Origin of the sequence: Parashewanella spongiae, assembly GCF_004358345.1 — a bacterium.
GTDB lineage: Bacteria > Pseudomonadota > Gammaproteobacteria > Enterobacterales > Shewanellaceae > Parashewanella > Parashewanella spongiae.
Genome location: NZ_CP037952.1, coordinates 4,021,452 through 4,043,593, shown reverse-complemented (window position 1 = coordinate 4,043,593; position 22,142 = coordinate 4,021,452). Strand labels below are relative to the sequence as shown.

The 22,142-nt window shown below is 40.3% G+C and carries 15 protein-coding genes; 12 read left to right on the top strand and 3 right to left on the bottom strand.

The features are described 5' to 3' along the window. Window positions 1–4 precede the first annotated feature (4 nt). The 11 genes from ispC to tilS all read left to right on the top strand — a co-directional run bounded on the left by ispC (window position 5) and on the right by tilS (window position 15,017). Entirely contained in the window at window positions 5–1,195 is a 1,191-nt protein-coding gene (gene ispC, locus E2I05_RS16085; RefSeq protein WP_121852041.1) for a 1-deoxy-D-xylulose-5-phosphate reductoisomerase, read from the top strand. A 17-nt stretch (window positions 1,196–1,212) separates the two neighbouring features. Then, window positions 1,213–2,604, top strand: a complete 1,392-nt coding sequence (gene rseP / locus E2I05_RS16080) for a sigma E protease regulator RseP (protein ID WP_121852040.1) — start codon at window positions 1,213–1,215, stop codon at window positions 2,602–2,604. A gap of 62 nt (window positions 2,605–2,666) precedes the next feature. Continuing rightward, window positions 2,667–5,141, top strand: a complete 2,475-nt coding sequence (gene bamA, locus E2I05_RS16075) for an outer membrane protein assembly factor BamA (protein ID WP_121852039.1) — start codon at window positions 2,667–2,669, stop codon at window positions 5,139–5,141. A 108-nt stretch (window positions 5,142–5,249) separates the two neighbouring features. Beyond that, on the top strand, window positions 5,250–5,756 hold the full coding sequence (locus tag E2I05_RS16070) for an OmpH/Skp family outer membrane protein (RefSeq protein WP_243641019.1): 507 nt from the start codon (window positions 5,250–5,252) through the stop codon (window positions 5,754–5,756). Between the two features lie 3 nt (window positions 5,757–5,759). After that, a complete protein-coding gene (gene lpxD, locus E2I05_RS16065) occupies window positions 5,760–6,785 on the top strand; it encodes a UDP-3-O-(3-hydroxymyristoyl)glucosamine N-acyltransferase (protein ID WP_121852037.1) in 1,026 nt (341 codons plus the stop codon). Between the two features lie 28 nt (window positions 6,786–6,813). Continuing rightward, on the top strand, window positions 6,814–7,278 hold the full coding sequence (fabZ, locus tag E2I05_RS16060) for a 3-hydroxyacyl-ACP dehydratase FabZ (protein ID WP_121852036.1): 465 nt from the start codon (window positions 6,814–6,816) through the stop codon (window positions 7,276–7,278). Further along, window positions 7,275–8,045, top strand: coding sequence for an acyl-ACP--UDP-N-acetylglucosamine O-acyltransferase (lpxA, locus tag E2I05_RS16055; RefSeq protein WP_121852035.1), 771 nt, complete (start codon window positions 7,275–7,277; stop codon window positions 8,043–8,045). Before fabZ ends, lpxA begins: the two co-directional genes overlap by 4 nt. A gap of 272 nt (window positions 8,046–8,317) precedes the next feature. Beyond that, window positions 8,318–9,469, top strand: a complete 1,152-nt coding sequence (lpxB, locus tag E2I05_RS16050; RefSeq protein ID WP_121852034.1) for a lipid-A-disaccharide synthase — start codon at window positions 8,318–8,320, stop codon at window positions 9,467–9,469. After that, window positions 9,469–10,089 carry a ribonuclease HII gene (rnhB, locus tag E2I05_RS16045; protein ID WP_121852033.1) on the top strand — a complete coding sequence of 207 codons (621 nt, stop codon included), beginning with the start codon at window positions 9,469–9,471 and terminating at the stop codon, window positions 10,087–10,089. Before lpxB ends, rnhB begins: the two co-directional genes overlap by 1 nt. A gap of 60 nt (window positions 10,090–10,149) precedes the next feature. Further along, entirely contained in the window at window positions 10,150–13,623 is a 3,474-nt protein-coding gene (gene dnaE / locus E2I05_RS16040; RefSeq protein WP_121852032.1) for a DNA polymerase III subunit alpha, read from the top strand. Then, window positions 13,623–15,017, top strand: coding sequence for a tRNA lysidine(34) synthetase TilS (tilS, locus tag E2I05_RS16035; protein WP_121852031.1), 1,395 nt, complete (start codon window positions 13,623–13,625; stop codon window positions 15,015–15,017). The genes dnaE and tilS overlap by 1 nt, the downstream gene beginning before the upstream one ends. Before the next feature lie 588 nt (window positions 15,018–15,605). Here tilS and dgcS read toward each other — a convergent pair. Next, window positions 15,606–16,481: a diguanylate cyclase DgcS gene (dgcS, locus tag E2I05_RS16030; protein WP_121852030.1), complete on the bottom strand. Its 876-nt coding sequence runs from the start codon at window positions 16,479–16,481 to the stop codon at window positions 15,606–15,608. Window positions 16,482–16,569: 88 nt separating this feature from the next. Beyond that, complete coding sequence (locus E2I05_RS16025; protein ID WP_121852029.1) at window positions 16,570–17,691, bottom strand: patatin-like phospholipase family protein; 1,122 nt, start codon at window positions 17,689–17,691, stop codon at window positions 16,570–16,572. Between the two features lie 448 nt (window positions 17,692–18,139). Between E2I05_RS16025 and E2I05_RS16020 the strand changes: the two genes are divergently transcribed. Beyond that, entirely contained in the window at window positions 18,140–19,630 is a 1,491-nt protein-coding gene (locus tag E2I05_RS16020; RefSeq protein WP_121852028.1) for an ankyrin repeat domain-containing protein, read from the top strand. A 40-nt stretch (window positions 19,631–19,670) separates the two neighbouring features. Here E2I05_RS16020 and E2I05_RS16015 read toward each other — a convergent pair whose 3' ends face one another. Further along, complete coding sequence (locus E2I05_RS16015; protein ID WP_121852027.1) at window positions 19,671–21,383, bottom strand: proline--tRNA ligase; 1,713 nt, start codon at window positions 21,381–21,383, stop codon at window positions 19,671–19,673. Window positions 21,384–22,142: the final 759 nt, after the last annotated feature.

The following is a 22,142-nucleotide window of genomic DNA, read 5'->3' as shown; positions in this document are numbered from 1 at the left end:
TGATATGCAAAATGTCGCCATTTTAGGTGCAACGGGTTCAATCGGGGTAAATACACTTGATGTTATTAGCCGTAATCCTGAACTTTATTACGCAAGCATTCTAGTTGCTAATACCAATGTAGATAAAATGCTGGAATTGTGTCGTATACATAAACCACGCATTGCACACATGGTGGATGAAAACGCGGCTCAATTGCTTCAAACACGATTACCAATAGAGCTTGATATTCAGGTGACAACAGGGACAGATGTGCTGTGTCAGTTAGTTGCAGATGATAGTGTAGACACTGTGATGGCCGCGATTGTTGGTGCAGCGGGACTTATCCCCACATTTTCAGCAGTAAAAGCGGGTAAGCGAGTACTGTTAGCCAATAAAGAATCACTTGTGATGTCAGGGCAGCTGTTTATAGAAGCAGCAAAGCAATCTGGTGCCACAGTACTTCCTGTTGACAGCGAGCATAATGCAATATTTCAATGTCTTCCTGAAAAAATTCAAAATGCATTAGGTTCATGTGATCTTGATGATTCAGGTATATCTCATATTATTCTTACGGGTTCAGGTGGCCCATTTTTGACGCGAGATCTAAGTTCATTATCGAGCGTTACTCCTGAAGAAGCTTGTAAGCACCCTAATTGGTCTATGGGGCAGAAAATTTCGGTTGATTCAGCAACCATGATGAATAAAGGCTTAGAGTACATCGAAGCTCGTTGGTTGTTTAATACTCGACCCGAGCAGCTAAAAGTTGTTATTCATCCTCAAAGTGTCATTCACTCTATGGTGCAATATCGAGATGGTTCAGTTCTTGCTCAGATGGGAAATCCTGATATGCGCACCCCGATTGCTCATTGTTTGTCCTATCCGCAACGAATTGCGTCTGGTGTGGAACCTTTAGACTTTTTCGAAGTCGGAGAATTAAGCTTCTGTAAACCAGATGTTAATCGTTTCCCGAATTTAGCACTGGCGATTGCAGCTTGCCATCAAGGACAAGAAGCTACAACTGTGTTAAATGCTGCGAATGAAATTGCAGTAGCCGCATTTTTGTCGAAACAGATAAAATTTACTGATATAGCCAATATTAACCAGAATTGCGTGTCAGCCGTGGTTAAGTCGAAACTTGATAGTATTGAAGATATTGTTGCATTAGACGCAGAAGCCCGCGCTCGAGCAACAGAAGCGTTAAATAAATATCGTTAAGGAATAAGTTACTGCTAATGATGGATTTTTTTTGGAGTCTTGGATCTTTTGTTGTTGCGTTAGGCATTCTTGTAACTGCGCATGAATACGGACACTTTTGGGTCGCACGTAAATGTGGTGTAAAAGTAGAACGATTTTCTGTAGGGTTTGGCAAAGCAATTTGGCGTCGCAAAGGTAAAGATGGTACAGAATATGTTTTGGCAATGATACCTCTTGGTGGTTATGTCAAAATGTTAGATGAACGGGTAGAGGATGTTCCTGAGCATATGCTCGGACAAGCATTCAATAGAAAGTCTGTTTGGCAACGAATCGCCATTGTCAGTGCGGGACCAATCGCGAATTTTATTTTCGCAATTATTGCGTTGTATTTTATGTTTTTAATCGGAGTGCCTTCAGTAAAACCGATTATTAGTGACACCATTGCTGATTCGCCCGCGTCAGTTATTAAAGTTACTGAGCCGTCACAGGTTATCGCCGTTGATGGAAAAAAAGTAAGAGATTGGGAAGAGGTTAATTTAGCCCTAGTTGGTCATATTGGTGCACAAAACCTATCAATTACTGTTGCATCTCTTGCAAACTTGACTCCAGTCATGAATGCTGAAAAAGATGCAGCTCTTATTGGTAAAACATATCAATTAGATACTAAAGCGTGGAAATTTGACCCTGAAAAAGAGTCACCGATTACTGCGTTAGGACTAAAGGTTTATAGGCCGAGTTTAAAACCTATTGTTGGTGCTGTAATTGAAGGCAGTGCAGCGGATCAAGCTCAGGTTAAGGTCGGCGATACAATTTTATCAATCAATGATAAACCTTATGGCGACTGGGCAAGTTTTGTTGCTTTAGTTCAGCAATCTGCAAATAAATCTTTATCACTTAAAATAAAGCGGGATGGCGAGATATTAATTCTGCCTGTAACACCTAAAGCTGAAAAGAATGCAGAAGGTAAATTGGTTGGTTTAATAGGTATTAGCCCTAAATCACCTAAGTGGCCGGAAAACATGCTTATTCAAATGGAGTATGGCATAGTAGGCTCCGCGTTAAACGCAGTGGACCGAACTTGGCAACTCACCGCCGTGAGTGTAAAAACGATAGCGAAATTATTTACTGGTGATGTATCAGTTAAAAATTTAAGCGGCCCTATTTCCATTGCTCAAGGAGCGGGAAGAAGTGCTGATTACGGTTTGGTAAGGTTTTTAGGTTTTCTTGCTTTGATCAGTATTAGTTTAGGGATCATCAACTTGATGCCTGTGCCTGTACTTGATGGTGGTCACCTATTGTTTTACTTTATTGAAGTTGTTACGGGTAGGCCTGTACCAGAGAGGGTGCAGGAAATTGGATTCAAAATTGGGGCAGTGATGTTGCTGTTATTAATGAGCGTTGCGCTTTTTAATGATTTCTCCCGACTTTGAGCAAGGACAGACTGATAGCAATCTAGCGTTTTGCGGATTGATATAACAATTAGAAGTGCTCTATGAGATTAAATAAACTTTTTGCCTCAATTTTACTAGTCGGCGCCACTTTTTCTGGCAATACTCTGGCTGAGTCTTTTCAGCCATTTACGGTAACCGATATTCAAGTCGAAGGATTGCAACGTGTTGCACTCGGTGCAGCATTATTGAACTTGCCTGTGAAGGTTGGGGATACCATCGACGAACTCAAGCTGCAACAAGCCATTAAGGCATTGTATGCTTCGACAAACTTTGAAAACATTCAAGTGAGTCGAGATGATGGTGTATTGATTGTAGCAGTTAAAGAGCGACCAACTATCAGTGAAATCTCTTTTGATGGTAATAAAGACATCAAAGATGAACAACTTCAAGAAAGTCTAGATGGCTCAGGCGTTAAAATTGGTGAGTCATTGGACCGCACCATGTTGTCTGGAATCGAAAAAGGCTTACAAGACTTTTACTACGGTGTTGGTAAGTACGGAGCGAAAGTAGAAGCTGAAATTATCAATCTTCCTCGTAACCGTGTAGAACTTAAACTTAAGTTTACCGAAGGTTTAGCCGCTGATATCCGCCAAATTAACGTCGTAGGCAATACCGTGTTTTCGGATGAAGAACTCATCGGAATGCTAGAGCTAAAAGATTATGTTGCTTGGTGGGATTTATTTGGTGAACGCCGCTATCAAAAACAAAAACTACAGGCAGACTTAGAGTCTATTAAAGCGTTTTATCATAACCAAGGTTATATACGCTTTAAGGAAACGTCGACGCAAGTTGCGATGACACCAGATCGCAAAGGCCTATACATCACGATCAATGTCGATGAAGGCGAACCATACAAAGTAAGCAAAGTTAATTTGACTGGTGACTTAATGGGACGTGAAAAATTAATGGAAGCCTTGCTACCAATTAAAGAAGGCGATACTTATAACGCTGCTGAAGTAACGTTTACAGAAGAATTATACAGTAAGTACCTTGGTCGTTTTGGTTATGCTTACCCTGAAGTGCAAACCTACCCTGAAATTGACGATGAGACCAAAGAAGTTACATTGAATGTTGGTATCAAGCCAGGTAAGCGTGTTTATGTACGTGCGATTAACTTTACCGGTAACACCATTACCAAAGATGAAGTCATGCGACGCAAGCTTACTCAAATGGAAGGTGCTTGGTTAAATTCAGATTTAGTAGAACGATCAAAAGAGAGCTTAAATCGCTTAGGATTCTTTGAGAAAGTCGATACTGAAACCATTCAAGTGCCTGGTACAGATGACATCGTTGATATTGACTTTACGGTAAAAGAACAGCCATCAGGCTCGTTTAATGCTGGTGTAGGTTATGGTTCTGGCACAGGTGTGAGTTTGCAGTTTGGGGTTCAGCAAAATAACTTTTTAGGGACAGGTAATCAAGCCGGCTTAAACATTAATACCAATAAGTATCAAAAACAGATTAACTTATCGTACACAGATCCGTATTGGACCAAAGATGGTATCAGTTTAGGCGGCAGTATTTATTGGAGTAAAACCGATTACGGACGAGCCAATCTAGAAGCATATAAAAACCAATCCTATGGTTTTGCTCTCAATTCAGGTTTTCCGATAAATGAGTATAACCGTATTAATGGCGGTATTGGTTTTAGGCACAACACCCTTTCCGAACTTTCGGATAACCAACAAACGAATCAGTTCTTCGATATTTATCGTGACGGAGCCAATGATGAGTTAAGTTTCGATAACTTTGAACTTAATCTCGGTTGGTCTCGAAGTTCGCTAAACCGTGGCACGTTCCCAACTAATGGTTCATCTCAGCGCTTTAATACTAAGGTGACTACGCCAGGTTCTGATGTGCAATATTTTAAAATGGATTTAGATACGAAATTCTATTTCCCACTGACGCGCAGTCATAGTTTTGTATTCTTAGCGCGCGCACGTCTAGGCTATGGTAATGGTTATGGACAAACTAATGATAATGACAATATCTTGCCGTTTTGGGAAAACTATTATTCTGGCGGCAGCACGACGCTACGAGGTTTTAAAACCAATACAGTAGGGCCAAGATCTTTCTCTGTTACAAGAGATCAAGAGTTTTGTCCGGATCCATCGGGAAGTGGCTGTTCATTACCAACCAATCCGAATGAAATTTTTGTACGAAATGGACGTTCGCTAGGCGGTAATGCCATTGCTACAGCGAGCCTCGAATTAATCGTACCAATTCCATTCCTCGACGAAGCTTATTCAAACTCAGTAAGAACATCCTTTTTTGCTGATGCTGGCAGTATATGGGACACAGAGTTTGATTATGACTCCTATCGTGATTTGCCAGCTACTGAATTTGCAAAAATTCAAGATTATAGCGATCCGAGTTTGTACCGAGCTTCTTACGGTTTAAGCGTTCAATGGTTGTCGCCAATGGGGCCTTTAGTGTTCAGCTTGGCAAGACCAATTAAAGAGTACGAAGGCGACGACACTGAAGTGTTCTCGTTTAATATTGGTCAAACTTTCTAGATATATGGCTTAATTTGAATACTTAAAATACTTCAAGATGCAATTTGCAGTATTTTAAGTATATACTCGGCAAGTTTAAAAATTTTAAAGCACAACAAGGAGTAAATTTTGAAGAAGACGGTAACTAAGGCTTTGATGACTTTGGCGCTAATTGGCGCTCCACTAATGGCTCAAGCTGAAAAAATTGCAGTTGTTGATATGGCTGCAATATTCGAGCAACTTCCACAACGTGAAAAAGTCGCTAAGACCTTGCAGTCAGAATTTGCTGACAGAGAAGCTGGTTTGAAGAAAAAACAACAAGAATTACGCACTATGCTAGAAACCCAGCAACGTGATGCTGCAATCATGAGCAAAGATCAGCAAACTGAATTGCAACGTAAAATGGAATCTTTGCGCTCTGATATACAGTTGAAAGGTAAAGCTTTAAATGAAGATTTCCGTCGTCGTAGTGGTGAAGAGCAAAATAAATTGCTTAAAACAGTATTGGATGCAGTAAATAAACTCGCTGAAAAAGAGCAGTTTGATATCGTACTTCCAAGACAATCTGTAGTTTACGTAAAACCAACTTCAGATATTAGCAGTAAAGTGGTAGAGGCCTTAACTAAAGGCAATTAATTGATGCAATCTATTTCATTAAAAGAGTTGGCAAGCCGTCTCGATGGTAAAGTACAAGGGTATGGTGATGCTGTAATTAACAGTGTCGCTACCTTAGAAAATGCTGTCGAGGGTCAACTCTCTTTTTTGGCTAATTCAAAATATCGCAGTTTACTAGACGACACAAAAGCAACAGCTGTACTGCTTAGCGAAAAAAGTGCTGAGCACTATAATGGTAATGCGCTAATAGTAAAAGACGCTTATGTTGCCTTTGCTTTGGTTTCACAGTGGTTAGATACGACTCCTCAAGCTGCATATAACATTCATCCCAGTGCTCAAATTGATCCTAGTGCTATGTTAGGTGAAAATGTATCTGTTGGCGCCAATGCTGTAATTGGTTCTAAAGCGATTGTTGGTGATAACACTGAAATTGGCGCTGGCACTGTTATTGGGCAAGATTCTATCATTGGATCAAATTGTCGAATTTGGGCTAATGTGACGATTTACCATGATGTACATTTAGGTCAGAATTGCATTATTCATTCTGGTGCAGTTATTGGTTCAGATGGTTTTGGCTACGCAAATGATGCTGGAAAATGGATTAAGATACCTCAGACTGGTGGTGTTCGTATTGGTGATAGTGTTGAAATAGGAGCGAGTACGAGTATTGATCGTGGTGCTATAGAGCATACCATTATTGAAGACGGCGTAATTCTCGATAATCAGATCCAAGTCGCACATAATGTTGTCATCGGTGCACATACTGCTATTGCAGGTAATTCAACAATAGCGGGTAGCTGTACCATAGGCAAATATTGTATTATTGGCGGTAACAGCGCAGTGGCAGGCCACCTTTCGATAGCTGATGGCGTCCATGTTAGTGGCGGTACAAATGTCACAAGCGTTGTTCGAGAAAAAGGTATCGTTTCATCGGCAACAGTTGCCATGCCAAATAAACTTTGGCGTAGAAATACGGTACGGTTTAGACAATTAGATGACCTGTTCAACAGAGTTAAAGTTTTAGAAAAAGCTTCTAAAGCTACAGAATAATATTTGCACAACGTTAAGGAATGTATTCGTGTCGAATGAAATGAACACGATGGATATTCATGAAATATTGAAATATCTGCCTCATAGATACCCATTTTTATTGATTGATCGTGTACTTGATTACACACCTGGAGACACTCTTCATGCAATCAAAAATGTGACCATTAATGAACCGTTTTTTCAAGGGCATTTTCCAGTACAGCCAGTTATGCCAGGTGTATTATTACTTGAAGCCATGGCTCAAGCTACTGGCTTACTAGCCTTTAAAACCATGAGCGACGATGTGCCACCTGAAAACGTGCTCTACTATTTTGCAGGCATTGATAAAGCTCGATTCAAAAGAGTTGTAGAGCCAGGTGATCAGATCCACTTTAAAGTTAAAATGGTAAAAGAGCGCCGAGGAATAGGTGTTTTTATCGGTCAAGCCACAGTGGACGGCGAGCTGGCGTGTTCAGCTGAAATTATGTGTGCTCGCAGAGAGATTACAAAGTGATAGACAAATTAGCGTTCGTACATCCTGATGCAAAAATTGGTAAAAATGTCACCATAGGTCCATGGACTTATATTGGTGCAGATGTAGAGATTGGCGATGACTGCTGGCTCAGCTCTCATGTTGTAGTCAAAGGGCCAACGACTATTGGTAAAGGTAATCGAATTTACCAGTTTGCATCAGTAGGAGAAGATTGTCAGGATAAAAAGTATGCTGGCGAGCCAACGAAGCTAATCATGGGTAATAATAATGTTATTCGCGAAAACGTAACCATCCATCGCGGTACAGTACAAGATAACAGTGAGACGAAAATTGGTTCGAACAACCTATTTATGAATTATGTACATATCGCGCATGATTGTGTTGTGGGTGATAATGTTATTTTAGCGAATAATGCCTCAATTGCTGGTCATGTTCATGTTGGTGATTTTGTTATTCTAGGTGGTATGACTGGTGTGCATCAATTTGTGCATATTGGTGACCATGCATTTGCAGCAGGTGCTTCTTTGATTTTACAAGATGTTCCTCCTTTTGTTATGGCTGCAGGACAGCCTGCAGTGCCTAGAGGTTTAAATCGCGAAGGATTAAAGCGCAGAGGTTTCTCTATCGAAAGCCAGAATGCAGTTAGACGCGCTTATAAAAAATTGTATCGCAGTAGTCTGACAATTGAAGAAGCCGTTGCTGAGTTGCAAGATGACGCGAAAGCCTATTCAGAAGTTAAAATGATGCTTGATTTTGCTACAAACTCAAGTCGTGGCATTATTCGATAACAGTGTTTGTTAGGAAAGTTGCGGAAGAAAGTATACCGATGAGTTCTCGTCACTCCAGCACAGGCTGGAAACGAAGTAACGACAGTTTTGAATGTCGGTAGTCTAGTGCCTTTACTTTTTTCTATAAAAGTCACTGGATACCAGCCTTCGCTGGTATGACAACGATTGGTACTTTCTAAATCGCTAGATCCCTTACAACTTATCCATGTTAAACAAGGCCTCATTGAGGCCTTGTTTGTTATTAACCAATTTTTAGCTTTTAAGAAGACATTATGGCCTCAAAACGTGTTCCTATTTTCGCATTGGTAGCTGGTGAAGTCTCAGGTGATATTTTGGGTGCAGGCTTAGTTAAAGCACTGCAAAAAAAATATCCTGACGCTCGATTTGTTGGGATCGGTGGGCCACGAATGGAAGCTTTAGGGTTTGAGTCTTACTTTTCAATGGATGAGTTGTCGGTCATGGGTTTGGTTGAAGTGTTATCACGGTTACCAAGACTGATAACAGTACGCCGAGAATTAATAGCAAAAATTACCGAAATTAATCCCGACTGTTTTATTGGGATCGATGCACCTGATTTTAATATTGGGCTTGAGCTAAAATTAAAGCGTCTAAACATCAAAACGGTTCATTACGTTAGTCCATCAGTATGGGCGTGGCGACCAAAACGAATTTTCAAAATTGCTGCAGCCACTGACATGGTGTTATCTCTATTGCCTTTCGAAAAGGCATTTTATGACCAACATAATGTGCCTTGCACATTTGTCGGGCATACCTTAGCTGACGATATCCCAATGCAAAGTGATAAGGCTACTGCAAGAGATGCTTTAGGGGTAGCTCACCAATCTGAGTATTTAGCTATTTTACCAGGCTCAAGAGGTGGGGAACTGAAACAACTTGCACAACCATTTTTAGAAGCGGCTAACGAACTTAAACAGAAATATCCAGACTTAAAGTTTATTACGCCTTTAGTTAATGAGGCTCGAAAAAAGCAGTTCACTGAAGCATTAAAACAATATGCTCCCGATCTAGAAATTGAGCTAGTCATTGGGAAGTCTCGCACGGTTATGGCAGCTGCTGACTGCATTTTATTAGCATCTGGAACTGCTACATTAGAAGCCATGTTAGTCAAACGTCCTATGGTTGTTGCTTATCGGGTGAGTCCAGTAACATACTCGATAGCAAAGCGAATGATGAAAATTAGCCATTTTTCATTGCCGAATCTGCTCTCTGGGGAAGCAATTATTCCTGAGTTAATTCAGGCCGATTGTACGCCACAAAATATATCTACAGCCGTTTCAAAGCAATTAAATGATGACTTTTCTCCACTATTCGAGCGCTTTACTGAAATCCATAAAACGCTTGCTTGCAATGCAAGTCAATGTGCCGCTCAAGCAGTTTCAGTGTTGATTAAGAGTAGAAAATAATGGCAGTTTTTAAAAATATTACCCTAGAACAGGTTAATGATATTTGCAGCATACAACATGCGGGTGTTGATGAAGTTGGTAGAGGGCCACTCGTAGGTGATGTGGTCACCGCAGCTGTGATTTTGGATCCTAATAACCCAATTGAAGGCTTAAATGATTCAAAAAAACTTTCAGAAAAAAAGCGTGATGCATTGTTTGCGCAAATAATAGAAAAGGCGCTCTGTGTGAGTGTGGGGCGGGCAAGCCCAGCAGAAATCGATGAAATCAATATCTTGCATGCCACTATGCTGGCCATGCAACGCGCAGTAGCTGGTTTGAAACCTATCCCTGAAGTTGTTTTGGTCGATGGTAATCGAGTGCCTGAGTTAAGTATGACGGCCCATGCAATTGTGAAAGGTGATGGTGTTATCCCTGCTATAAGCGCAGCATCTATTGTTGCAAAGGTGGTACGGGATAAAGAAATGCATGAGCTTGATAAACTGCACCCGCAGTATGGTTTCGCAGCCCATAAAGGTTATCCAACAAAAGCTCACCTTGCCGCCCTGCAAGAGTTCGGGGTTTTGCCTGAATATCGTCGTAGTTTTAAACCTGTAAAAGTGCTAATTTCTGGCTCGAATTGAGCGAGTCTGTTAGGCTAAATCAATATCTCTTTTCATTTTATTAAGAAACCAAAAGTCATTATGTCTGAACCCCGTTTTGTGCATCTTCGAGTCCACAGTGATTTCTCCATGTCTGATGGTGTGGCAAAAGTTAAACCTATACTGTCGCGTGCTGCCGAGCTGAAAATGCCAGCGATAGCATTAACGGATCAGAATAATTTTTGTGGGCTTGTAAAGTTTTACGGTGCTTGCCATTCGAGCGGTATAAAACCAATCATAGGCGCTGATTTTTGGATGCAATCCAAAGAATCTGACGATTTAAGTAGTTTAACTGTTATTGCAATGAATAATGACGGCTACCAGAATTTAACTCAGCTTATTAGCCAAGCTTATTTACGAGGTGAGATTGCAGGAAAGACCGTTATCGATAAAGAATGGTTGCCGAAATATAATGAAGGGTTATTGTTGCTATCTGGTGGAAAAGACGGTGATTTAGGGCAAGCGTTGCTGAAAGGGAATGCGCCTCAAGCTCAAGAGCTCACAGATTTTTATCAGACCCATTTTACCGATCGCTATTATGTCGAGCTATTACGCACAGGACGAGCAGACGAAGAACGTTATTTACACATGGCAGTCGAACACGCGATGCAAAACAACTTACCAGTCGTCGCAACAAACCAAGTAGTATTCTTGCACGCCGATGACTTTGATTCCCACGAGATCCGAGTCGCGATTCACGATGGTTTTACACTTGCTGATAATCGTCGACCTAAAAAGTATAGCTCACAACAGTACTTGCGATCAGAAGAAGAGATGTGTGAGATATTCAGTGATATTCCTGAAGCACTACAAAATAGTGTTGAAATCAGTAAACGTTGCAATGTAACGGTTCGTTTAGATGAGTACTTCTTGCCAAACTTCCCTACAGGTGACATGTCGATCGAAGATTTCCTTGTCGATGTATCCGAAAAAGGATTAGAAGAACGTTTACAGTTCTTGTTTCCTGATGAAACAGAAAGAGCTGAAAAACGGGGTGAATACGACAAGCGACTTGACGTTGAGCTTAACGTTATTAACGAAATGGGCTTCCCCGGTTATTTCTTGATTGTGATGGAGTTTATTCAATGGGGTAAAGATAACGATATCCCTGTCGGACCGGGTCGCGGTTCAGGTGCGGGTTCGTTAGTCGCATATGCGTTAAAAATTACCGACTTAGATCCACTTGAATTCGATTTACTGTTTGAGCGATTCTTGAACCCTGAGCGTGTTTCAATGCCGGATTTCGACGTCGATTTTTGTATGGATAGGCGAGATGAAGTGATCGATCATGTTGCTGAACTTTATGGTCGTGATGCCGTATCTCAAATCATTACATTCGGTACTATGGCTGCTAAAGCGGTAATTCGAGATGTTGGTCGTGTACTTGGGCATCCGTACGGATTTGTTGACCGAATATCAAAAATGATCCCTCCTGAGCCGGGCATGACATTAGCCAAAGCTTTTGAAGCCGAGCCCGCTTTACCAGAAGCCTATGAAGCCGATGAAGATGTAAAAGATCTGATTGATATGTGCCGCCGCCTTGAAGGTGTCACTCGAAATGCAGGTAAACATGCTGGAGGGGTGGTGATTGCCCCAACTAAGATTACTGATTTTTCCCCACTTTACTGTGATGCTGAAGGGCTTAACCCAGTTACTCAGTTTGATAAAAATGACGTAGAAACGGCAGGGCTTGTTAAGTTCGATTTCTTGGGATTACGAACACTCACCATTGTCGATTGGGCACTGCAAATGGTGAATGCAACTCAAGCGAAGAAAGGGCTTGAGCCAATTCGAATTGAATCAATTCCTCTTGATGACCCCGCCTCATTCAAGCTATTGCAGCGTTACGAAACCACAGCGGTATTCCAGCTCGAATCACGTGGTATGAAAGATCTTATTAAGCGTCTTCAACCAGACAGTTTTGAAGATATGATTGCGCTTGTTGCCTTATTCCGTCCAGGACCTTTGCAATCAGGCATGGTAGACAACTTCATTGAGCGTAAACATGGCCGTGAAGAAGTTTCGTATCCAGACGCGCAATGGCAACATGAATCATTAAAAGATCTGCTTGAGCCGACATACGGTATTATTTTGTATCAAGAGCAGGTTATGCAGATTGCTCAGGTTTTATCAGGTTATACCCTAGGTGGAGCGGATATGCTTCGTCGAGCTATGGGTAAAAAGAAGCCTGAAGAAATGGCAAAACAACGGAGTATTTTTAAAGAAGGTGCGAACAATAATGGTATCGATGGTGAACTGTCGATGAAAATTTTTGATTTGGTTGAAAAGTTTGCGGGATATGGATTCAATAAATCCCATTCAGCCGCTTATGCATTGGTTTCGTATCAAACGCTTTGGTTAAAAACCCATTATCCATCACAGTTTATGGCGGCAGTAATGTCTGCGGATATGGATAATACCGATAAGATTGTTACTCTCGTTGATGAATGTGAACGCATGGGACTGCCATTAATTCCACCAGACGTGAACAGAGGTCAGTTTAAGTTCACGGTTGATGACGAATTTAATATTATTTATGGCATTGGTGCAATTAAAGGCGTGGGTGAAGGCCCTGTTGAATCAATACTCGAAGCCAGAAAGTCAGGGCCATTTATCGATTTATTTGATTTTTGTGCCAGAGTTGATCTTAAAAAACTGAACAAACGAGTCATTGAAAAACTCGTTTCCGCTGGTGCCTTGGACACTCTAGGCCCCCATCGAGCATCAATGATGGCAACATTACCTCAAGCGATTTTAGCAGCAGCACAGCATGCGAAAGCAGAATCAACTGGCCAAAATGACATGTTTGGTCTGCTTAATACCGATCCTAATGATGCGAAACAGCAATTTGTTGATTGTACACCTTGGCCAGACAAAGTGTGGCTAGAAGGTGAGCGAGATACTCTCGGTTTATATTTAACTGGGCACCCAATCAATCAATACCTGAAAGAATTAAAGTATTACACCAATGGTCGTTTGAAAGATACGCACCCTACAGGGCGCAGTAAAACAGTTAAAATAGCAGGTTTGGTTGTTGCTTCAAGGGTGATGATGACTAAACGAGGCTCTAAAATGGGCTTGGTAACACTGGATGATAAAAGTGGTCGCTTAGAAGTTATGCTATTTACCGAAGCTTATGAAAAATTTAATCATTTGATTGAAAAAGATCGAGTCATTATCTGCGAAGGTGAAGTTAGCGTTGATGACTTTTCTGGCGGAAACAGAATGACAGCGAGAAACATCATCGATATTAGTGAAGCACGTGGTCATTTTTCAAAAGGATTAGAAATAGATATCGAAAGCACTCAGATTGATCAATCTGTTTTAGAATCATTCCAACAAACATTATTGCCTTGGAAAGAAGCAGGTAAAACCCCTGTATTGATTAACTATCGCTTAGAAGATGCCAAAGGCCAATTTCAATTAGGTGATGATTGGCAAGTTAACCCGACAGATGATTTATTACTGGCGCTACAAAGCTTGATAGGGCCAGACAAAGTAAGAATGTTGTTCTAATGCCTAATACAGCTAACATTGCACAATCTATTTTACATAGCATCAAAGAGTTATCTGAGGCAAGTTGTCAGCGGCTAATAATCGCTTACAGCGGTGGAATTGATTCAGAAGTGCTCGCACATGCGGTTAGTGAATTAACAAGAGTACAGGCTCATCTCAGTGCGGTATTGATTCATATTCATCATGGACTCAGTCCAGATGCGGATGATTGGGTTAAACATTGTGAATCTCGTGCATTAGCCTATAATTTGCCTCTTATAGTAAAAAAAGTAGCGGTTAAACAAGGTGCAAGATTAAGTATTGAGTCCGAAGCACGCCGGGCAAGGTATCAAGCATTATTGAGTGAGATGAAGTTAGGAGACGTGTTATTTACAGCTCATCATCAAGATGATCAGTTAGAAACGTTATTGCTAGCCCTAAAGCGTGGTCAAGGCCCCAAGGGACTAGCGAGTATGGGCGTGACTCAGCCATTAGATAATGGGCTACTTCAACTGAGACCATTATTAGATATTTCTCGAATTGAAATCGAACAATATGCAAAACAGTATGGGCTTTCTAACATTGAAGATGACAGTAACCAAGATGTGAGATTTGACCGAAATTTTCTCCGCTTAAATGTCATCCCACAGTTGAAACAACGCTGGCCTGCTATTGCAACAACCGCGTGCCGTAGTGCTGAGCTTTGTAGAGAACAACAATCTTTGCTTGATGAAGTTTCTGAACAAAAATTATTAGCACATATACAAGCATCGCCGTTTGCGAAATATGTACTTAATATTAATAGCTTCGGTTTATTACCCTATGCGTGGCAAAGGCAATTGTTTCGTACATTCTTAAGCAAACTCGATTTGCCAAACTTATCAAAAATACAATTAGATGAAACTTTAGAGCAGTTACAAACTGCCAAAGCTGGCGCTAAAGTCGAGATCAAAGCTTCAGGCGTTATAGTTCGCCGATTTAATCACCAAGTTTATGCTCATGACTATCCACAAGAATTAATTAAGCCCGATGACATTGAGGCGGTTAATTTACTTGAACTATTGGCGAAGTCTGAACGTGTAGAGCTGAAAGTGAATTCGTTAAACACGCTTATTGTTGAGAAAACAATGACAGATGAAAGTGATCCGTTAACTCAATTACGGTTACCGAAATTAAATGAGGTAGTGTCAATACGATTTGGTGTAGCAGGAAGTACATTGTGTAAGCCTACTTTTCGGGATAAATCGCGATCACTAAAAAAATTGTGGCAAGAGTTACAAGTTCCACCTTGGGAAAGGAGTAGAGTCCCACTTCTTTTTTATAATGAGCAGCTTGTTTGTGCGATTGGTTATTGGGTGGATAAAGTCGCACAAGCAGATGTAGAAAGTCAGTCAATCTATGTGCGACAGAATTAAATTTTTTATTTCATATCACCTACGAAATTCCTTCACAGATGCCTATTCTAGCTTATTTTCGTACTTTACCTTGGATAGTTTAATCTTCAGCGTTATACCAATTACAGAAACTAAATCTAGAAACATCAGTTGACTGCGTTCTCAAGCGTAGAAAAAATGGCTGATATTAAGGTGTAGCTTGCAGCAAGTAGTTATTCTACTTGCAAAAGTTATAACGCAGATAGCCGCCATTTTAGCAAGCTTGTGAGCGTAGAGCATTTCACTCATTAGGGATGTCGCAGTTCAAATAATACCAATTTAAATTTCAACGCTTAATTTGTCATACCTGCGAACGCAGGTATCCAGCGACTTGTGCCCAAATTAACCAAAGACTCTGGACTCCTGCGTTCGCAGGAGTGACGATAAAATTGGTATACATTCTTCCGCCACGTCCCTTAGGTGAAAAACATGATAATAAAATCATCGTATTGCTCAAACAGTTACTCGTATACTCAGCGTTCAACTGATGTTTTTAGGTTGAACGGTTATTTTAAGTTAATTTTTTTTGCTTCTTTATTTTTGAACTGTGGATAATAAAACTAACAAGCCTTATGCCACTTTAAAATTATTTTTCCCACTTAACTTTGCGCTATAAAGTGCTTTATCAGCCATCTCGTAGAGTTGTTTGCTAGTTTGTTTTGTAGTTAATTGAGCGATTCCAATACTGGATTGTGCGTCGAATTGCTGCAGCAGAGGACTGTCATTAATTTCCATAATGATTCTTTGAGACAGCTTTTCAGCAGCAATAGAATCACCATGAACAATAACGACAAACTCATCGCCACCTATTCTAAACGCTTGATCAGCATTGCGGGTTGTTTTTGTAAGCAAAGCACCAAACTCACTTAAAATGGTATCACCGAGTTGATGACCAAAACGGTCATTGAGTGATTTAAAGTTATCGAGATCTAAAATCAATAAAGAGATATCTTCGTTGGCACGTTGGAAACGCGCAATAGCCGACTCTAGCATTTGTTGATAATAACGGCGGTTTCCTAAAGATGTCAGTGCATCGAACATGGCTTTTTTTGACATATCAGCGAAGTTCATCGCATTTTCTAGTGCTTGCGGTAATAACTCTTCAATCTGTTTTAATAGGGATAATTGCTGCGGTGATAAGTTATCACTTAAGCGGTAGTGTATCTCGCTGGATTGCTGATTGAGCGGTAAAAAACACTTAAAGCCTTTGCCTTGACCAATTCCCCAAATGAAGTGGTGATTAGCAAGTTGTAATTGCACACCGATAATCGGCAAATGTTGGCCTAATATTTTGCCGTAATTGGCAAAAACTGTCCTAGGCTCAAGGCTTGAATGCAGAGACTGTATGATGTGAATAAGATCTGTCGATAGGGTACTTCTGCCATGAGGCTGAGAAGTGAGTGTAAAGCTATCTGATTGGTAACCAACTGCTAAACCAAAATCCATTACAGTATCTCTGAACTAAAACGTAATAATATTGACTACTTAATACAGTTTTTATGCCAAAACGTTTTAAAAGAAAAAATCTAATAATTTATCGAGATAAGAATTTATTGATCACTGTTAATTGAGACATTGCATCATTGTAACCGAGCTCAATTAAGGCGTTTGTATAGGCTTTTTCGAATAGTAAGTATGAAATGATACTGGATTCGGTTCGTTGATTGATCCCAAAGACTCGCAATAAACTACGTATAGCAAAAGGCATGTGGTAATAGTAGGTTGCGGCTATTTCACCTAAATCTTGACTGGGTTTAATAACCAGCGTTTCAATTGCTCTTAAAGCGTATTCTTTTCGGTGGTTTTCTGGAACTAAGCTAATTGTACTATTGACCCTTTGTAACCGTTCAAGATCACTATTGAGGGTGTCTGAAAATATTGTGTCTAATAGGTGTCCAGCAATGGATGCCGCTGAGGGGTGGTGACGAGATAGTGGATTTGTTGGTTTTGTTTCACAATCTAAGTTAATCACCAAAATTTTATCCGCACCCAAATGAATTGGACTTGAAAGTGGTGCGAGTTGATGTACAGAGCCATCACCAAAATATTGGCGGTTTAACTTTACCGAGGGGAATACGAGTGGAATCGCTGAACTTGCCAATAAGTGAGAAGTATAAAGCTGGCTTCGCACTCCTTTTCGCCTTGCTCTTGACCAATTGTTAATGCTTTCTTTGGCTTGAAAGAACGTTATCGATTTTGAATCATCATAACAAGATGCATCGATACTTAAAGCGGTTAAGTTTCCATGTGCAATATTATTATCAATCCGATTAAAATCCATCACCTTATCAAGTAACTGTTTTAAAGGTTCGTTATCTAATAAACAGCCAGAATCAGGATTTATAGTGTTTGCTTGTAATCCTTTTAGAGCCATTTCAGCTAAATGTTTGAGTACGCCCGAGACAGAGCTTTTATAAACTTGTTCAGTTTGAAAGTTACCCCAGACGTAGTTGAGTTTTTTTACTGCTAAATGAAAACAGCCTGCATGCGTTGCCAATGAAGTTGCATTGACGGCTCCTGCTGAGGTACCACAAAGTACATCGAATGGGATGCCGTGATTTCGAGGGTAATTTTGAACTATGGCTTTGAGCACACCGACTTGATAAGCCGCTCTTGCCCCACCACCACCTAAAACTAAAGCTGTCTTTCCCGTCAAATTAACTCCGTTATATGCGGTAACCCAACACTATATTATGAAAAGAATATGGGATACATAATGTTTGTTGTAGTTATACCAATTACAGTAATTAAATGCTCAACTCAGAGCTGTGTATGTGCTCAAAGTGCAATCGAAATTGATGAAGACATAGTTGCTCTACGTCAAGACAATTTTGAGAAGTAATTTGAGCACATACAAGCTCCCGAAGGGCAAGGCTAAAGGGTTCCATTACTGCGTTGAACGCCAGCTTTGTATGGCGGCCGTAGGGAATATAGTACTTCGAGCTTGTGCCTTGCACTGAAACCCTTTAGCTCTTGCTGACTGAGGGATTAATTACCGTAATTGGTATTATTCCTAGGCTAACAATAATTCATTTAATATTTATCATTAAGCATAGTGACCTTTATTATAATAAAGATAATATTTTTTGTATAAATGAGAACGTATGTCTTCTATATCATTTAATTGTACAAATCTTTTTTCGACATCTCCTGAATATAAGGAATTGACTACAAGTGATGTGCTAACTAGGGTAGTTCGTAAAGTAGCTTCAACAACACAGGCCGGTTCAACAGAATCTCCTAGTACTGGTTTAACATTTATTTTCAAACTCCGGAGTCAATCTTCAGGCATTAGTATTGTTAAAGTTCACTACACAGCAGTGCCTGTTAGGAATGAGGGAATAAGTTTTGCTTTCAAATCGATAGTGAAGTTTCATAAGAGCAGTTTTGATACGCCCTATGTAGAATTAACAGGCCGAGACAACGAAGTTAAGTCTTTACGTAAAAATACTGACTTACTATTAGGACGGTTAAATAAAAGTGATGATTTCTTGAAGGCCGTAGCTCGTGGAGAAGTTTCAAAAGTCCGAAAAAATATCAAAGATGGTGTTGATTTAAATTGTCGACAAAGTCTGCCTAATAGCTGCACGGCATTTGAAATTGCAGCTGCAAAAGATGATTTAGCCATGATAGAGCTGCTGATTGGATCAGGCGCTGAAGTCGGTGAATCTCATGTTCTTTCTAGCAGAGCGTTAAGGCTAGCTGCGAAACATGGAAAACTGCAGTTGGTTAGAACTTTACTCGTAAAAGGAGCTAAGCCTTCATTAGCCTCTGAAGATGGTAAATCTGCACTTTATTTAGCAATCGAAAGTGGTCACTCCGTCGTTGCTAATGAATTAGTCTTGAAAGGCGCTGATTATGCTGAAAAAGACTCAAAAAATCATAGAGTCCTACATTTTGCCGCTAAAAAAGGAAATGTCGAAGTGGCAACTTGTTTACTTGAGAAATGTCCTCCTGAGCTTAGAGAAGTATTTTTGAATTTAGAAGACTCAAGTGGAAATCGCCCGATTGATTATGCCGCTATTTCAGGAAGTGCAAAATTGGTTCAAAAACTTTCTTGTGTATCTACAAAACATAATCATCAAAATTCAGAAGGTGATAATCTGTTGCATCTCGCGGCAAGAAACGGACATAGCGGGCTATGCAGAGCCCTTTTTGATGAAGGCTTTAGTATAGCGACTAGGAATCACGCAGGTAAAACAGCGCTTAAATTATCAATGGAATGTGGTAATGTCAGCTGCAGTGCGGAATTGCAAGCAATCGCAGCTGAACAAGGTTTGTTACATGCAGACGATAAATACTATGTAAACGGAAGTACTTCTTCAGAAAGCAATTGGAAGAAAAAAACTGATTTTGATAGCGGTGCAAGCAAGAATAGTAAGGAAGTAAAATGTGCTTCATTTGATGGCAGACTTGTAGAAGATGTTGATAAAGATGGTGCAAAGATTGTTAAAACTGTCTGGGAAGAGTTTGAAACGATAACATTTGCTGAAAATCGTTCAGTAAGTTCGGGCGCTGCTACAGAGGAACCTAAAGTGGGTAAGCTTGAATTTAAGTCACCAAACTTCACCAGACGTAAATTGCAAGTAATATAACGCACAAAGCTAACTAAGCGCGTTATATTTGAATGGATATTTAAAGTGCTACCGACTTAATAAAATCTACAACTTCATTCATTGGAATATCTTGCTTTTCACCACTTTGTCTATTTTTATACTCAAGTACACCAGCATCGATATTGCGGTCGCCGATAACAATCGTATGGGGCACGCCAACGAGTTCCATATCGGCAAACATAACGCCAGGGCGCTCTTTACGATCGTCAAACATGACTTCAATGCCTGTATCGGTAAAGGTTTTATACAGTTCTTCTGCAAGTTCTTTCACGCGATGAGATTTATGCATGTTCATCGGTAAAATTCCAACTTTGAACGGTGCAATTGCCTTAGGCCAAATAATGCCACGGTCATCGTGATTTTGTTCGATTGCCGCAGCTACAATACGGCTTACACCCACACCGTAACAACCCATTAATAAAGTTTTAGCTTTGCCATTCACATCAAGAACATTAGCATTCATCGCCTCAGAATACTTAGTGCCCAACTGGAATATATGACCAACTTCAATACCACGAGCCATAGCATAGGTGCCTTGACCTTCTGGTGCGGCTTCCCCCTCAACCACGTTACGAATGTCTACTGCACGTGCTTCAGGTAAGTCACGCCCCCAATTAATGCCAAAATAATGCTTATTATCTGTATTAGCGCCAGCAGAAAAATCACTCATTACTTTTACACTGTTATCGACGATAACAGGCATATCTAATCCAACAGGGCCTAAAGAGCCTGGGCCTGCACCAATGACAGCACGAATTTCTTCGTCACTAGCAAAAGTCAGTGGTGATTGAACAAGCTCAAGTTTTTCAGCTTTAATTTCATTTAATTCGTGATCGCCACGAATAATTAAAGCGACAAAAGGCTTTTCTTCAGTCGCACCTTTAACGATTAAGGTTTTTACTGTGTTTGTGATAGCTATGTCAAACTGCGCTACCAATTCAGCAATTGTTTTAGCATTAGGTGTATCAATAAGGGTCATTTCTTGAGTGGCGTCAGCACGTGACTGAGTTGGTTTAGGGGCTTCAGCTCGCTCTATATTGGCGGCATAATCGCCTTCTGTAGAGTAAGCAATTACGTCTTCACCACTTTGAGCAAGCACATGAAACTCATGTGACATACTGCCACCAATAGAGCCAGAATCAGCTAATACTGGGCGATAATTAAGTCCGATGCGAGTAAGAATATTACAATATGCTGAATACATATCTTGATAGGTCGCATCCATGGTTTCTTGATCAAGGTGAAATGAGTAAGCATCTTTCATCAAGAATTCACGCGAACGCATTATACCAAAACGAGGGCGAATTTCGTCACGGAACTTTGTTTGTATTTGATACAAGTTCAATGGCAATTGTTTGTATGAGTTAACTTCTTTTCGAACTATATCTGTTATCACTTCTTCATGAGTTGGGCCAAGAACAAAGTCACGGTTATTTCGATCATTAATACGCAATAGCTCTGGACCGTACTCTTCCCAACGACCACTTTCTTGCCATAAATCAGCAGGCTGAACTATCGGCATAAGAATCTCACAAGAACCTGCTTTTTCCATTTCATCACGAACAATGGCTTCAACTTTTCTGAGCACTTTTAAACCAGTAGGTAGCCAAGAGTATAAGCCAGAAGCATTACGACGAATAAGACCAGCTCGTAGCATGAGCTGATGGCTGATAACTTCTGCATTTGCAGGTGTTTCTTTTTGTGTTGATAGCAGGTATTTGCTAACTCGCATTACCGTAGTCCAGATAGAGTTTTGAATGGGCGATATTTTAACATCTTACTTTAGGAAGTCACTATTGATTATATGAAGGGATGTACATTGCATTTTGACCAATGCAGTAATAAATAGTTATACCAATTACAGTAATTAACTTCCCACTCAGCAAGAGCTAAAGGATTTCAGTACAAGGCGCAAGTTTGAAGTACTATATACCCTAACGGCCGCCATACAAAGCTGGCGTTCAACGCACTTCGTGCTTTTGTCGGGATAATTCAAAAAATTGTAATGTAGTAATGGAATCCTTTAGCCTTGCCCTTCTGGAGCTTGTATGTGTTCAAATTACTACGCAAAATTGTCTCAACGTAGTAATGTAATAACGACAGTTTTGTATGTCGGTAATAACTATGTCTTCATCAATTTCACTTGTACTTTGAACACATACATAGCTCTGAGCTGGGAATTTAATTACTGTAATTGGTATTACTTAGGGATCTAGCGATTTAGAAAATACCAATCTTTGTCATACCAACGAAGGCTGGTATCCAGTGACTTTTATAGAAAAATCAAAGGCACTAGACTACCGAAATACAAAACTGTCGTTACTTCGTTTCCAGCCTGCGCTGGAGTGACGAGAACTCATCGGTATACTTTCTTCCGCAACTTTCCTTAGATAAGCGGATGACCATTTAACCTAGAAACATCAGTTGACTGCGTTCTCAAGCATAGAAAAAATGGCTGATAGTAAGGCGTAGCTTGCAGCAAGTAGTTATT